13 protein-coding genes are annotated in these 14,603 nt (G+C 68.6%); 7 read left to right on the top strand and 6 right to left on the bottom strand.

Features of this window, described 5'->3' with window-relative positions:
* Positions 1-35 precede the first annotated feature (35 nt).
* Positions 36-1,226 (top strand): serine hydrolase, encoded by a 1,191-nt coding sequence (locus G3W89_RS17370; RefSeq protein ID WP_162575347.1) that lies wholly within the window; start codon positions 36-38, stop codon positions 1,224-1,226.
* A gap of 45 nt (positions 1,227-1,271) precedes the next feature.
* Here G3W89_RS17370 and G3W89_RS17365 read toward each other — a convergent pair whose 3' ends face one another.
* Genes G3W89_RS17365 through aat form a run of 3 tightly spaced genes read right to left on the bottom strand, consistent with a single transcriptional unit; the run spans position 1,272 to position 3,598 of the window.
* A complete protein-coding gene (locus G3W89_RS17365) occupies positions 1,272-2,066 on the bottom strand; it encodes an IclR family transcriptional regulator (protein WP_162575346.1) in 795 nt (264 codons plus the stop codon).
* Between the two features lie 33 nt (positions 2,067-2,099).
* A complete protein-coding gene (locus G3W89_RS17360) occupies positions 2,100-2,849 on the bottom strand; it encodes an arginyltransferase (RefSeq protein WP_162575345.1) in 750 nt (249 codons plus the stop codon).
* Positions 2,846-3,598 carry a leucyl/phenylalanyl-tRNA--protein transferase gene (gene aat / locus G3W89_RS17355; RefSeq protein WP_162575344.1) on the bottom strand — a complete coding sequence of 251 codons (753 nt, stop codon included), beginning with the start codon at positions 3,596-3,598 and terminating at the stop codon, positions 2,846-2,848. The genes G3W89_RS17360 and aat overlap by 4 nt, the downstream gene beginning before the upstream one ends.
* A gap of 117 nt (positions 3,599-3,715) precedes the next feature.
* Between aat and G3W89_RS17350 the strand changes: the two genes are divergently transcribed.
* Positions 3,716-6,046 carry a xanthine dehydrogenase family protein molybdopterin-binding subunit gene (locus G3W89_RS17350; RefSeq protein ID WP_162575343.1) on the top strand — a complete coding sequence of 777 codons (2,331 nt, stop codon included), beginning with the start codon at positions 3,716-3,718 and terminating at the stop codon, positions 6,044-6,046.
* 3 nt (positions 6,047-6,049) lie between these two features.
* Here G3W89_RS17350 and pobA read toward each other — a convergent pair whose 3' ends face one another.
* Positions 6,050-7,231, bottom strand: coding sequence for a 4-hydroxybenzoate 3-monooxygenase (pobA, locus tag G3W89_RS17345; protein WP_162575342.1), 1,182 nt, complete (start codon positions 7,229-7,231; stop codon positions 6,050-6,052).
* 133 nt (positions 7,232-7,364) lie between these two features.
* Between pobA and G3W89_RS17340 the strand changes: the two genes are divergently transcribed.
* From G3W89_RS17340 to G3W89_RS17320, 5 genes are all read left to right on the top strand, one after another.
* Positions 7,365-8,135, top strand: coding sequence for an IclR family transcriptional regulator domain-containing protein (locus G3W89_RS17340; protein ID WP_162575341.1), 771 nt, complete (start codon positions 7,365-7,367; stop codon positions 8,133-8,135).
* A 49-nt stretch (positions 8,136-8,184) separates the two neighbouring features.
* Positions 8,185-8,844 carry a response regulator gene (locus G3W89_RS17335; protein ID WP_162575340.1) on the top strand — a complete coding sequence of 220 codons (660 nt, stop codon included), beginning with the start codon at positions 8,185-8,187 and terminating at the stop codon, positions 8,842-8,844.
* Positions 8,841-10,154 carry an ATP-binding protein gene (locus G3W89_RS17330; RefSeq protein ID WP_162575339.1) on the top strand — a complete coding sequence of 438 codons (1,314 nt, stop codon included), beginning with the start codon at positions 8,841-8,843 and terminating at the stop codon, positions 10,152-10,154. Before G3W89_RS17335 ends, G3W89_RS17330 begins: the two co-directional genes overlap by 4 nt.
* A 70-nt stretch (positions 10,155-10,224) precedes the next feature.
* Positions 10,225-11,682, top strand: coding sequence for a DegQ family serine endoprotease (locus tag G3W89_RS17325; RefSeq protein ID WP_162575338.1), 1,458 nt, complete (start codon positions 10,225-10,227; stop codon positions 11,680-11,682).
* A 139-nt stretch (positions 11,683-11,821) separates the two neighbouring features.
* Positions 11,822-12,169, top strand: a complete 348-nt coding sequence (locus tag G3W89_RS17320; protein ID WP_162575337.1) for a hypothetical protein — start codon at positions 11,822-11,824, stop codon at positions 12,167-12,169.
* A gap of 28 nt (positions 12,170-12,197) precedes the next feature.
* Here the strand turns inward: G3W89_RS17320 and G3W89_RS17315 are convergent, their stop codons facing one another.
* Positions 12,198-13,139, bottom strand: coding sequence for a carbohydrate kinase family protein (locus tag G3W89_RS17315; protein WP_332107445.1), 942 nt, complete (start codon positions 13,137-13,139; stop codon positions 12,198-12,200).
* Entirely contained in the window at positions 13,132-14,598 is a 1,467-nt protein-coding gene (gene xylB, locus G3W89_RS17310) for a xylulokinase (RefSeq protein WP_162575336.1), read from the bottom strand. The genes G3W89_RS17315 and xylB overlap by 8 nt, the downstream gene beginning before the upstream one ends.
* Between the last annotated feature and the right edge of the window lie 5 nt (positions 14,599-14,603).

The following is a 14,603-nucleotide window of genomic DNA, read 5'->3' as shown; positions in this document are numbered from 1 at the left end:
CTGCGATACCTGTTAATCGCCGCTGGAGTTTTTTGATGCCCGAAGCCCGTTCCTACCGAGTTTCCAGCCAGCGGTTTCTTCCCGCTCTTGCCACCCTTCGCCTCATCGCCGTCGCGCTCTGCGCCACGGCGTTTTTGTTGCCTGCGGCCGAGGCCGGCAAGAAGGCGCCGGCCAGCAAGAAGGCGCAGGTCGCCGACGACGGCAAGGCCAGCGTGGCGTCCAAGCGCAGTGCGGTCTCCAGCAAGCGCAGCAGCAAGGGCGAGCAGTCGGATCGGGTGGTGAGCGGCGGACGCAATGTTGTGGCTTCGATTCGCAAGCGCGGCGGCAAGACGGTCGTGGCCGTGCAGCGGCGCTCGATCGTGCGTGTGCCCGAGGTCGCGGCGCGGCAGTCCTTCGGCCAGCTCGCCGGTCTGCACAGCACAGAGGATGCGCTCGACCTGAGGTCCAGCGTGGCGCTGGTGATCGATCAGGACACGCGCGAAGTCCTCTTCAGCAAGAATGACAACGTCGTGCTGCCGATCGCATCACTCACCAAGCTCATGACCGGGCTGCTCATCAGCGAAGCCCATCTGCCTTCCGACGAACTGATCACCATCACGCAGGACGACGTCGACACCGAAAAGTGGAGCCGCTCGCGGCTGACCGTCGGCACTACGCTTCCCCGCGGCGAAATGTTGCACCTGGCGCTGATGTCCAGCGAGAACCGCGCCGCGCACGCCCTCGGCCGCACCTATCCGGGCGGCATGGCGACCTTTGTGAGCGTGATGAATGCCAAGGCGAAGATGCTCGGCATGAAGGACACGCGCTACGTCGAGCCTACCGGTCTTTCGAGCAGCAACCAGTCGAGCGCACAGGACCTGGCGCTGCTCGTCAATGCCGCCTACGCCGACGCGACGGTGCGCCAGCTCTCGACCTCGCCCGAGTACCAGGTCGAGGTCGGCAACCGCGTGCTCCAGTACAACACCACCAACCGCCTGGTCAAGAGTCCGGACTGGGACATCGGGCTCCAGAAGACCGGCTACATCTCCGAGGCTGGCCAGTGCCTGGTGATGCAGGCCCGGATAGCCGGCCGCAAGCTGATCATGGTGTTCCTGGATTCTGCCGGCAAGCTCGGTCGCATCGCCGATGCAGAGCGCGTGCGGCGCTGGGTCGAAGCCAACCATCACATGATCAATCCGGCATCGGCCACGCCCCAGCCGTCCCTCACGGCCCACATCGCAGGCTGACCCTTCGTCTCCTGCCGGCAGAAGCTTCAGCGTTAGCGGCTGTTTTCAGCCAGCAGGCGGTGTAGCGGCGTTGTAGCCGAGCGCGCTGGAGATCTCGTTGGCGGTTGCCTGCAGCTTCGGAAGCCAGCCGTCGTCGAGCCGGTCCGCGGGCGCCGAGATCGACAAGCCGGCCACCAGTTTTCCTTGATCGTCGTAGATGCCGGCGGCCATGCAGCGCACGCCGAGCTCCAGCTCCTCGTTGTCCCGGGCGATGCCGTACTGGCGCGCCTTCGATAGCTCCCGTTCCAGGGCAGGCAGCTGCGTGATGCTGTTGCGCGTATGGCCGGCAAGGCCCGTGCGGGTGGCGTAGCTGCGCACGCGCTGCGGTTCGTCCACGGCCAGGAAGAGCTTTCCTGTGGAGGTCAGGTGCAGCGGCGCCCGACCACCGATGGCCCGGACCACCTGCATGCCCGAGCGCTCGCTGTAGGCACGCTCGATGTAGACGATCTCGTCGCCCTGGCGCATGCTGAGGTTGACGGGCTGCTGCGTCAGCTTGTGCAGTTCACGCATCGGCACCATCGCGGCGTCACGCACGTTCAGCCGCCCCTTCACCAGATTGCCCAGCTCCAGCAGACGCATGCCGAGCCGGTAGCTTCCGGCTTCCGGCCGGTCGACGAAACGCCCGACAGCCAGGTCGTTCAGGATGCGGTGGGCGGTGGATGGATGCAGGCCCGTCTTTTCGCTGATTTCCTTCAGCGAAATGGCTTCTTCACGGGAGGCGAGCACGTCGATCAGCGAGAACATGCGCTCGATCACCTGGATGACCGGCGTGGCCGGAATGTCTGATTGGGGTTTTCTCATGGGCAACGCGGTTGGGGGGAACCGGTTGCGATTTTACTTGGTGAAATCGACCGGCGCTTGCCAGCGGCCGCCGATCAGAATCTCGTGCGGCGCGAAGCGCGCTTTGTAATTCATCTTGGTGCTGCCCTGGATCCAATAGCCGAGATAGACGTGGGCCAGGCCCAGCTGGCGGGCCTGCTCGATCTGCCACAGCACGCTGTAGTTTCCATAGCCCGCACCCGGCTCGGGCTCGTAGAAGGTGTAGACCGCCGACAGCCCGTCGTTCAGCACGTCGAGGATGGACACCATCTTCAGCGCGCCCGGGCTGCCGTCCGGGCAGGTCTCGCGGAACTCCACCAGCCTGGAGTTGACCCGGCTCTGCAGCAGGAACTGGGTGTACTGGTCGATGCTGTCATGATCCATGCCCCCGCCGGCATGGCGGCCGTTCTGGTAGCGCAGGTAGAGCTGGTAGTGCTCGGGCACGAAGCAGAGCTTCAGCACGCGCGCCTGCAGGTTGGCATGGCGCGCCTGCGCGCGGCGCTGGCTGCGGTTGGGCTTGAAGGCGCCGGCCAGCACGCGCAGCGGTACGCAGGCACTGCAACCATCGCAATGGGGCCGGTAGGTAAACATTCCGCTGCGGCGGAAGCCGCTGAGCACCAGGTCCGAGTACGCGTCGTTATGGATCAGGTGGCTGGGCGTGGCGACCTGCGAGCGGGCCTGCCGGTCCGGCAGGTAGCTGCACGGATAGGGCGCCGTCGCGTAGAACTGCAGCGTGTGGAGCGGAAGATCCTTGAGGTGCGTCACGTCGGAAGGGAAGTTCGCGCAGGCAGGAGTTCGGACCAGTATACGGGCTCGAAACGCCACTGTGGCTCCGCCAGATGACGAGCCCTCGCCACGTGTGAGAGAAAGAGCGCGCGCGGCATCTCCCGGGCGCCCAGGCTGGCCAGGTGGCTGGTGTTCTGCTGGCAATCGATCATTGCGATGCCGTGCCGACGGCAGAACGAGACCAGCGCGGCGAGCGCGATCTTGGAGGCGTCGGGCCGCCACGCGAACATCGATTCGCCGAACACGGCGCGCCCGATCCCGATGCAGTACAGCCCGCCGGCGAGCTCGCCATTGATCCAGGTCTCGACGCTGTGCGCATGCCCGGCCAGGTGCAGCGCCGTGTAGGCGCGCACCATCTCGGGCAGGATCCAGGTGCCGGTCTGGCCGGCGCGCGGGGCCTGCGCGCAGGCCTTGATCACCGTCTCGAAGCCATGGTCGATCCGGATCTCGCAGGCAGTGGCACCGCGGAAGCGCTCCAGCGTCTTGCGCAGCGAGCGGTGCAGCCTGAAGCGCTCGACGTCCAGCACCATGCGCGGGTCCGGGCTCCACCAGAGAATGGGCTGGCCTTCGCTGAACCACGGAAAAATGCCGTGCGCATAGGCCTGCAGCAGGCTGGCGACGTCGAGCCCGCCGCCGGCTGCCAGCAAGCCGGGAACGGGATCGGATTCGCCCCACGCCAACGCGGCGTCAGGCAGCGGGTCACCGGGGGCGAGCCAGGGCAATTGCATGGTCGGAGGTATACACGGCTTCGGCAGTGCGCGATGTCGTCGGAAGCGCGAAAGCACAGGTGCTCATATAGTCGTCCCCTTGATTCGCCGCCCGCGTACAACGGAAAGAGGACCCAGGTGACAACAGAAACGAATCCCATGCGCTTCGGCAGCGGCCAGGCCGTACGGCGGCTCGAGGACGAGAGCCTCCTGGCCGGCGCCGGACGCTACACCGACGACGTCACGTTACCGCATCAGACCCATCTGTTCTTCGTGCGTTCCCCGTACCCGCATGCCCGGTTGGCGACCATCGATGTCGCTGCCGCGGTAGCGATGCCCGGCGTCCTGCGCGTGCTGACGGGCGCCGATCTGCAGCAGGCCGGCGTCAAGCCGATCCCGGGCGCCGTCGCCTTCAAGCGGGCCGACGGTGCCGCTTGCGCATCGCCGCCGCGGCATGTGCTCGCGATCGACACGGTTCGCTTCGTCGGCGAGCCGGTGGCCGCCGTGATCGCCGAAACGGCGGCACAGGCGCGCGACGCCGGCGAAGCCGTGATGGTCGACTACGAGGAGCTCCCGATGGTGGTGGACACGCAGGCCGCCGCGGCGGAGGGCGCGCCGCTGGTCTGGGGCGAAGCAACTGGCAATATCGCCGCCGAGATGCGCCACGGCAGCGCCGAGGCGGCCAGCGCCGCCTTCGCACGCGCCGACCACGTCGTCGCGCTGGACGTGGTCAACCAGCGGGTGGTCGCGCTCACGATCGAGCCTCGCTCGGTGCTGGCCCATGCCGAGCCGGACTCCGGGCGCCTCACCCTCCGGATGAGCACCCAGATGCCCTCGGGCGTGCGCAACTCGGTGTGCGACGCCATCGGCCTGGCCGCCGAGCAGGTCCGCGTGGTGGTGGGCGACGTGGGCGGCGGTTTCGGGATGAAGACGGGCGCCTATCCAGAGGACATCGTCGTGGCCTTCGCGGCGCACCAGCTGCGCCGCCCTGTGAAGTGGGTGGCGGACCGCAGCGAGGAATTCGTCTCGAGCTCGCACGGGCGCGACATCGAGGCCCGCGCCGAGCTCGCGCTCGATGCCACCGGCAAGATCCTCGCCCTGCGCATCCGTACCTTGGCCAACGTGGGTGCGTACGCCACCGGCACCGGCGTTGCCATCCAACTGCTGATCGGCCCGTGGGTGCAGACGAGTGTCTATGACATCCAGACCATCGACTTCCACTTCCTGGCGGTGCTCACCAACACGGCGCCGACGGGTGCCTACCGAGGCGCCGGCCGTCCCGAGGCGATCTACACCATCGAGCGGCTGATGGACGAGGCCGCGCGCCAGATCGGCATCGACCGCATCGAGCTGCGCCGGCGCAACTTCATCCAGCCGGCGCAGATGCCCTATACCAACCCGATGCAGCAAACCTACGACACCGGCCGCTTCGAGTCGGTCATGGACCAGGCGCTGGCCTTGGCCGACTGGCAGGGTTTCGACGCGCGCGCAGCCGATTCGGAACGCCGGGGCCTTTTGCGCGGTCTGGGCATCGCGACCTTCCTGGAGTGGACCGGTGGGAATGTGTTCGAGGAGCGGGTGACAGTCTCGGTGCAGGCCGATGGGGTCGTCGAGGTGTTCTCGGCCGTCAACGCGATGGGGCAGGGCATCGCGACCACCCTGGCCCAACTGGTCGTCGATGCCTTCGGCCTCCCCATCGAGAAGGTGCGCATCGTGCTGGGCGACACCGACCGCGGTGACGGCTTCGGCAGCGCCGGTTCGCGCTCCATCTTCACCGGCGGCTCGGCCGTGCGCGTGGGATCGGAGCGCGCCATCGACAGGGCCCGCGCCCTCGCGGCCCAGGAGCTCGAGGTGGCGCCGGAAGATGTCCAGTACGAGGCGGGGCTCTTCAAGGTGGCCGGCACCGACCTGGCACTGGACTTGTTCGCGCTTGCCGGCCGGCAGCCGGAGCGGCAGATCTTCGTCGACTCCACCAGTGCCGTCGCCGGCCCGACATGGCCGAACGGCTGCCACGTCTGCGAAGTGGAGATCGATCCGGCAACGGGCGAGATCGGCGTCATGGCGTATGCGTCCGTCAACGACGTGGGCCGGGTGATCAACCCGCTGATCGTGCGCGGCCAGCTCGAGGGCGGCGCCGTGCAAGGCCTCGGACAGGCGCTGTGCGAGCGCGTGGTCTACGACGCCGAGACCGGTCAGCCGCTCACCGGAAGCCTGATGGACTACGCGGCGCCACGCGCCGACATCGCGGCCGCGATGTTCAAGACCGAGATGGACCAGAGCACGCCCTGTCTGAACAACCCGCTGGGTGTGAAGGGGGTAGGCGAGCTCGGCACCATCGGCGCCACGCCCGCGGTGGTCAATGCGGTGGCCGACGCTTTCGCGCGCAACGGCATGGCCGGGCTCGCGCCGCGCCTCGACATGCCGCTTACACCGGCGCGCATCTGGCAGCTGATGCAGCCTGGACCCTGACGCTCAGAAGTCCTCCAGCGGGAGGCCTACGTAGTTCTCCGCCACCGAGGTCGAAGCCGCGTGCGAGTGCACCAGGTAGTCGAGTTCGGCCTCCTGGATCTTTTGCCCGAACTCGCCGGTATCCGGGAATCGGTGCATGAGCGAGGTGAACCACCACGAGAAGCGCTCGGCCTTCCAGATCCGGCGCAGGCAGAGCTCGGAGTAGCGGTCGAGCGCCGAATCGCTGTGCTCGCGGTAGAAGACCTCGAGGGCGCGCGACAGGAAACCGACATCGGCGGTCGCCAGGTTCAGACCTTTCGCGCCGGTCGGCGGCACGATGTGCGCCGCGTCGCCCGCCAGGAACAGCCGTCCGAAACGCATCGGCTCGGCAACGAAGCTGCGCAGCGGGGCGATGCTCTTTTCAAGCGCAGGACCGGTCACCAGCCGCTCGCGCGCCTCCGGGTCCAACCGCAGCCGCAGCTCGTTCCAGAAGGCGTCGTCGCTCCAGTTCTCGATGCGCTCCTCGACCGGCACCTGGACGTAGTAGCGGCTGCGGGTTGGACTGCGCATGCTGCACAGCGCGAATCCGCGCTGCGTGTTGGCGTAGATCAGCTCGTGCGACACCGGCGGCACGTCGGCCAGCACGCCCAGCCATCCGAACGGGTAGACCTTCTCGTAGGTGTGTATCGCGCCTGCCGGCACACTGGCTCGGCTCACGCCGTGGTAGCCGTCGCAGCCGGCGATGAAGTCGCATTCGATCTGGTGGGTGGCGCCGTCCTTCTCGTAGCGCACCATCGGCCGCTCGCCGTCGAAGCCATGCAGGCTGACTTGCGATGCGCCGTAGACCGTCGTCAGGCCCTCGGCCTCGCGCGCATTCATCAGGTCGTGCGTGACCTCGGTCTGCCCATACACCGTGACCTGCTTGCCGCCGGTCAGGCCGTGCAGGTCGATGCGGTGGCGCGCGCCCTTGAACAGCAGTTCGATGCCCTCGTGCGGCAGCCCCTCGGCCTTGGCGCGGGCGTCGACGCCGGCTCGCGCCAGCAAGTCCATCGTGACCTGCTCCAGCACGCCGGCGCGGATGCGGCCCAGCACGTAGGCGCCGGTCTGGCGCTCGACGATGACGTTGTCGATGCCGGCCTTGAAGAGCAGTTGTCCGAGCAGCAGGCCGGCCGGGCCGGCGCCGATGATGGCGACTTGGGTACGCATGAGAGTCTCCTGGATGTCAGCCTGAAGCGTAGGACCGGACGGTCCTCCCCGCACCGCCCCGGCACCATCCTCTGTGCGATGATGCGGCCGCTTGCGCGATGATCGCGCAAGAGTTCAGTATTGCCGACCCGCCGTGACCATTGCCAAGCCGGACTTCATCGAGGGCATCGCCAAGGGCATGGCCGTGCTCGAGAGCTTCGACACCGAGCGTCAGCGCCTCAATGCCACCCTGGCAGCCGAGCGCGCCGGCCTCACGCGCGCGGCCGCCCGGCGCCACCTGCTCACGCTCGCGCACCTGGGCTACCTCGAGACCGATGGCAGCTACTTCTGGATGGCGCCGAAGGTGCTGCGCTTCTCGGGCAGCTACCTGGCCTCCTCGCGTTTGCCGCGCACGCTCCAGCCCACGCTGAACCGGCTGGCGGCGCAGACCGGCGAGTCTTTCTCGGCCGTGGTGCTCGACGGTGAGGAAGTGGTCATCGTCGCGCGCAGCGGCGCCTACGGCACGCCGACGCGCGTGCTCGCCTACGGGCTGCACCTGGGCGCGCGCCTGCCTGCGCACGCGACCTCGACCGGCTGCGTGCTGCTGGCCGGGATGAGCCCGGCGCAACTTTCGCAATGGCTCAAGGGCCGCCTGCTGCCGCGCCTTACGCCGCACACCATCACCACTGCGCGCCTCTTGCGCCAGCGCATCGTGCAGGTTCGCAAGGACGACCATTGCTTCGCCAGCGAGGAACACGAGCTGGGCGTGCAGGCGCTCGCCGTGCCCTTGCGCAACATGCAAGGCCGCACCGTGGCAGCGCTCAACGTCGTGCTGTCCGGCGGCCGACGCCCGGAAGAGATGCTGCGCCGCGACCTGCTGCCGCTGTTGTTCGACGCGGCGCGCGAGCTGCGTTCGCTGCTCTGAACTTCGCTGCCGCTACGATCTCGAACAAGCCTTTGCCGGACTTCTCAACATGCGACTGCTGCTGCTCGAAGACGACGTGATGATCGGCGAGGCCGTGCTGGACCTGCTGCGGGCCGAGCACTACGCGGTCGACTGGGTCAAGGACGGCGAAGCCGCCGACACTGCGCTGCGCACCCAGCAGTACGACCTGGTACTGCTCGACCTCGGCGTGCCGCGCCGCGACGGACTCGAGGTGCTGCGCGCGCTGCGTGCCCGCAAGCAGCGCATGCCGGTGTTGATCGCCACCGCGCGCGACTCGGTGCAGCAGCGCATCGAAGGCCTGGATGCCGGCGCCGACGACTACGTGCTCAAGCCCTACGACCTCGACGAGCTGCTGGCGCGCATTCGCGCCTTGCTGCGGCGCGCCTCCGGGCGGGCCGAGCCGGTCTACGAGCACATGGGCGTGAGCATCCACCCGAGCACGCGCGAGGTCTCGGTCAACGGCCAGCCGGTGGTCCTGTCGGCGCGCGAATGGGCGGTGCTCGAACCCCTGATCGCCCGGCCCGGCATGGTGCTGTCGCGCGCCCAGCTCGAGGAAAAGCTCTACGGCTGGAAGGACGAGATCAGCAGCAACGCGGTCGAGGTCTATGTACACGGGCTGCGCAAGAAGCTGGGTGCGGACCTGATCCGCAACGTGCGGGGGGTGGGGTACATGGTGCCCAGGGAATGAAGTCTTTACGCGCGCGCCTGCTTCTCTTTCTGCTCGCGGCCATCTTGCTGGCCGCCGGCACGCAGGCCTTCGTCGCCTATCGCACGGTGCTGAAGGAAGCCGACGAGATCTTCGACTACCACATGCAGCAGATGGCCCTGTCGCTGCGCGCCGGCCTGCCACCGAGCGCGGCGGTCGGAGGACTGAGCGACGGCGAGGAGAACTTCGAGTTCGTCGTGCAGGTATGGACGGCCGATGGCGTGCTCGTCTTCGAATCGGCTGCGCAGGCCGCGCTGCCGCAGCGGGCGGTGCTGGGTTTCTCGAACGTCAGGGCGCGCGGCACCACCTACCGGGTCTATTCGCTGCAGGCCCGCTCGCTGGTGATCCAGGTCGCTCAGGACATGGCGGCACGCCGCCACATGGCCGGCACGCTGGCGCTGCGCACGGTCGGGCCGATCGCGCTGGCGGCGCCGCTGCTCATGCTGGTCGTGTGGTGGGTGGTGAGCCACTCGCTGGCGCCGGTGGCGCGGGTGCGCGGGCAGGTGGCGGCGCGGCAGGCCGACGACCTCTCGCCCGTGAGCGAGAGCGGCCTGCCGGAGGAGGTCCGCCCGCTGGTGCACGAGCTCAACCTGCTGTTCGATCGCGTGCGGCGGGCCTTCGAGGCGCAGAAGCATTTCGTGGCCGATGCCGCGCACGAGCTGCGCTCGCCACTTGCCGCGCTGAAGCTGCAGGTGCAGGGCTTGCAGCGGGCACCCGACGACGCAGCGCGCGAGCTGGCCACCAGCCGCCTGGCTGCGGGCATCGACAGGGCGACGCGGCTGGTCGAGCAGATGCTCGCGCTGGCGCGGCAGGAGGCCAGCGCCGCGGCCGGCACGCCGCCGGAAGCGGTGGAGCTGCAGGAGGTCGCGCGGCTCGCGCTCTCCGATGCCATCGCGGCTGCCCAGGCGAGGCGCATCGACATCGGCATCGCCAGCGCGCACGCGGCTCCAGTACAGGGCCGGCCCGAGGCCCTGCGCACGCTGCTGCGCAACCTGCTGGACAACGCGGTCAAGTACACGCCCGAGGGCGGGCGGGTCGACATTCGCATCGCGCAGCAGGCGGGTGGCACCGAACTGGTGGTGGAGGACAGCGGCCCGGGCCTGCCGGTCGAGGAGCGCGAGCGCGCGCTCGACCGCTTCTACCGCGTGGGCGACTCGCAGGCGTCGGGCAGCGGCCTGGGGCTGGCGATCGTGAAGTCGATCGCCGACCAGCATGGTGCGACGCTGGACATCGGGCGCTCGGACAGCCTCGGCGGGCTTAGGGTGAGGCTGCTTTTTCCCTCTGCCGTTTAAGGGGAGCCTAAGCGAACGGAGCGACATTTCCTTTCATCGTGTTTCCACTGACACCTCGAAAGGAGTCCTCATGAATGTCCGTATGAACTCTCCCCGTGCCCTTGCTGCGGCGCTGGCGGCCGCCGGGGTGATCGGCGCCGTCGGCGCAGGCGCCTACACCAGTGCCGGCGCCGTAGGCGCGCCCGCAGTGGCGCCTGCTGCCGCGGCTCCGCTCGTCACCATGCCCGACTTCTCGACCATCACCTCGCGGGACGGTCCGGCCGTGGTCAACATCAGCGTGACCGGCACCACCAAGACCTCGTTGGAGGGCGTGGCCGGGATGGACCCGGACGACCCGATGTTCGAGTTCTTCCGTCGTTTCGGCGGCCAGTTCGGCCAACGCGGCCAGCAGCGCGAGGTCCCCGTGCGCGGCCAGGGCTCGGGCTTCATCGTCAACGCAGACGGCATCATCCTGACCAACGCACACGTGGTGAAGGATGCCAGCGAGGTGACGGTCAAGCTCACGGACCGCCGCGAGTTCCGCGCCAAGGTGCTCGGGTCGGACCCCAAGACCGACATCGCCGTGCTCAAGATCGACGCCAGGAACCTGCCGACCCTCCAGCTGGGCAGTACCAAGGACCTCAAGGTGGGCGAATGGGTGCTCGCCATCGGCTCGCCCTTCGGCTTCGAGAACACCGTGACGGCCGGCGTGGTGAGCGCCAAGGGCCGCTCGCTGCCCGACGACAGCTACGTGCCCTTCCTGCAGACCGACGTGGCCATCAACCCCGGCAACTCGGGCGGGCCGCTGCTCAACACGCGCGGCGAGGTGGTGGGGATCAACTCGCAGATCTACAGCCGCAGCGGCGGCTACCAGGGTGTGTCGTTCGCGATCCCGATCGATGTCGCGATCCAGGTCAAGGACCAGATCGTCGCCACCGGCAAGGTCAGCCATGCCAAGCTCGGCGTGGCGGTGCAGGAGGTCAACCAGGCCTTCGCCGACTCCTTCAAGCTCGACAAGCCGGAAGGCGCGCTGGTGTCCAACGTCGAGAAGGGCGGCCCGGCGGACGAGGCCGGCCTGCGCTCGGGCGACGTGATCCGCAAGGTCGATGGCGAGCCCATCGTCGCCTCGGGCGACCTGCCGGCGCTGATCGGCCAGAAAAAGCCGGGCAGTCGCATCACGCTGGACGTGTGGCGCCAGGGGGAGCACCACGAAATCAGCGCCAAGCTCGGCAATGCGAGCGACAAGACGAGCGCGGTGGCGAAGAACGATGCCGCCGCAGGGCACGGCAAGCTGGGCCTCGCGCTGCGTCCCCTGCAGCCGCAGGAGAAGCGGGAGGCGCGCGTTGATGCCGGCCTGCTGATCGAGGACGCGGGTGGTCCTGCAGCGATGGCGGGCGTGCAGCCCGGCGACGTGCTGCTGGCCATCAACGGCACGCCGGCCAAGACGGTGGAGCAGGTGCGCGAGGTCGCGGCGAAGGCCGACAAATCCGTCGCGCTCCTGATCCAGCGCGATGGCGACCGGATCTTCGTGCCGGTCCGGCTGGGCTGATGGGAGGCGCCGCAAATGCGGCGCCTTTCACGTATGTCGCGCCGGTCTCCCTCATGTGGAGGAGACACCGTGCAAAAGTACCTTTGCCGATAATGAACCGGCTGTAACAATTCGCGACATTCAAACAAGAGGTTTCCCCATGGCGCTCCGTGACCTTGCCCTGACCGTTCTCGAACTCGAACCCAATGAATTTCATTGGATCTTGATGGAGGCTGTGCAGGCGGACTCCGAGGAGTGCCTGGTCTACCGGCCGGTGGATTCCTCGACGCGGGGCCTGCCCGACTATTCCGAGGCGCTGATCCAGGGGGCTTCGGCGCTGCGGGTGGTCCAGGGCCTGGCGCCTTTCGGCAAGCCGCCTGCGCCGGTGGGCATCGGGGAGGGCGAGGCGGAGCCGCCTGTGGCGCGCTCCACTGCCGGGCGTGACAAGGGCAAGCCGGCGTCAGACGTGGATTCGTGCCTGTTCACCACCGATCACTCGACCCTGTAGCGGTTTTCGGCGCGCGCAACCGAAGCAATCAATTGCCCGGGAGTTCCTTGCGACGCGGCATGTCGGCACCGCGGCGCGAGCAGGTGATCGCGGCGGCGCGCCCAGCAAAGCGCAGCAGTTCCGCGAGCCGCTGCGTATCGAGCGCTTCGAGTTCCGCAATGCTCAGAAGCTGCTCTTCATCCAGCCAGGTCAACAGGGCCGCCTGAAAGGTGTCGCCAGCGCCGACCGTGTCCACCACATCGACCGGCGCCGCGGCTTCGGCAACGTGCTGGCATGGCGTCCAGGCTTCGCTGCCCCGGGCGCCGCGCGTGAGCACGACAAGTCGTACACCGAGAGACAGCCAGCGCCGCGCCACCTCGGCTGGCGCCGAATCCGGATAGAGCAAGCCCAGGTCCTCGTCGCTCACCTTCACGATGTGCGAGAGCGCCGCCATGGCCTCGACGGTGGTGCGCCAGCGCCCCAGGTCGGGCTCGACGTTGAGCCGCACATTGGGGTCGTAGGCCACCAAACAGCGGTCGTGCTCGCGTGCAGCCAGGCTGCGCAACGCGCTGCCGACCGGCTCCACCACCAGCGCATAAGACCCGAATTGCAGCACCCGGACTTCCGGCGGCAGGGCGGGCAGGCTGTCATCGTCGATGGCCCGGTCTGCGGTGCCTTGGCCGTAGAAGGCGTAGTGGGGCACGCCGGCCGCGTCGACGCTCACCACGCTCAGGGTGGTGGGCGCATCGCTGCGCACCACCAGGTGCGTGTCGACGTGTTCCGCAGACAGCGTGTGCATCAGCCGTTCCCCGGCCGCATCGCGCGACAGGCCGGTGAGCAGCGCCGCCCGGCGACCCAGCCGCGACAAACCCACGGCCACGTTGAACGGCGACCCGCCGACGCGCGCATCCAGCTGCAGCCCTGTGGGCGTCGTCCCCAGCACATAGACATCCATCAACGCTTCGCCGCAGACCACGAACATGTCATTCATCCTTCGCGCCGAAGAGTGGGCGCAGGCCGACGTAGAGTGCCTTGAAGCGGGCATGCCGGTCCCGAAGGCGGTCCGCCGCCGATCGAGCCGGCTCGAAGCGCTGCCGCAGCACGGGGCGGCGGCATACCTCGTGGAGCGTGCCGCCGTCCGAGAGCCAGGCCAGCCGCGCGGCGCCCAGCGCCCCGCCGGCTTCGCTGCCTTCGCAAATCGCGAGCGGCGTGTCCAGCACATCGGCCAGCCGTTGCGCCCACCAGGTGCTGCGCGCGCCGCCGCCGACCAGCACCAGATCGCCAGCCGGCCGGGCAAGCGTGTCGAGGCCGTCGCGCAGCCCGAAGCTCACGCCTTCGACCACTGCATAGGCGACATCGGCCGGGCCGTGCCCATGCGTGAGGCCGAACAGCACACCTTGCGCATCGGCATCGTTGTGCGGAGAGCGTTCCCCCGACAAGTAGGGCAGGAACAGCGGAGCGCGTTGCCGCGCCTCTTCGCCCACTGACGCGGCCGCGGCGAGCAGCGCCGCCTCGTTGCCGAGGCCGAAGCTGCGCGCGCCCCAGCTCACGGCGCTGGAGGCCGAGAGCATCACCGACATCTGGTGCCAGCGCCCAGGCAACGCATGACAGAAGGCATGCACCGCGGCTTCGGGCCGCGGCTCGAAGCGCTCCCCGCAGACGAAGATCACGCCGGAGGTGCCCAGCGAGACGAAGCCCTGTCCCGCTTCCACCAGCCCCATGCCCACCGCGCTGGCCGCGTTGTCGCCGGCACCACCGGCGATGGTCACGCTGGCGGCCATGCCCCAGCGTTGTGCGAGCTCGGGCTTGAGCCGCCCCGCGGGCGCGCTGCCTTCCACCAGTCGCGGCATCTGCAGGCGCGACAGTCCACAGGCGCCCAGCAGTTCGTCGGACCAGTCGCGGGCGCCCACGTCCAGCCACAGCGTGCCCGAGGCATCCGACATGTCGCTCGCGAACTCGCCGCTCAGCATGAAGCGCAGCCAGTCCTTGGGCAGCAGCACATGGGCGATGCGCGCGAACAGTTCGGGCTCGTGCTCGCGCATCCACAGCAGCTTGGGTGCGGTGAAGCCCGGCATTGCGAGATTGCCGGCGATGGCGCCCAGCCGCGGCACGCGCGCGGCGAGCGTGCGGCATTGGGCGGCACTGCGGCCGTCGTTCCAGAGGATGGCGGGGCGCAGCACGCGGTCTTGCGCATCCATCGCCACGGCACCGTGCATCTGGCCCGACAGGCCGATGGCGCGCACGACCGACAAGGCCGCAGCCTGCGTGCGCCGCAACTCGGCCATGACGGTTTGCAGTGCCTCCCACCATTGAGAGGGCGCCTGTTCCGAACACACCGGCGCCGGCCGGTCGACCGTGAGCGGCGCTCGCGCCAGCGCGACGATGCGGTGGTCCGGCGCCAGCAGCAGCGCCTTCAGCTCCGAGGTGCCGAGATCGAGTCCGAGGTACAAGCGCA

The sequence above is a fragment of the Variovorax sp. PBL-H6 genome, assembly GCF_901827155.1.
Classification (GTDB): Bacteria; Pseudomonadota; Gammaproteobacteria; order Burkholderiales; family Burkholderiaceae_C; genus Variovorax.
The sequence above is the reverse complement of the archived record's forward strand: the minus strand, read 5'-3'. Positions and strand labels throughout refer to the sequence as shown.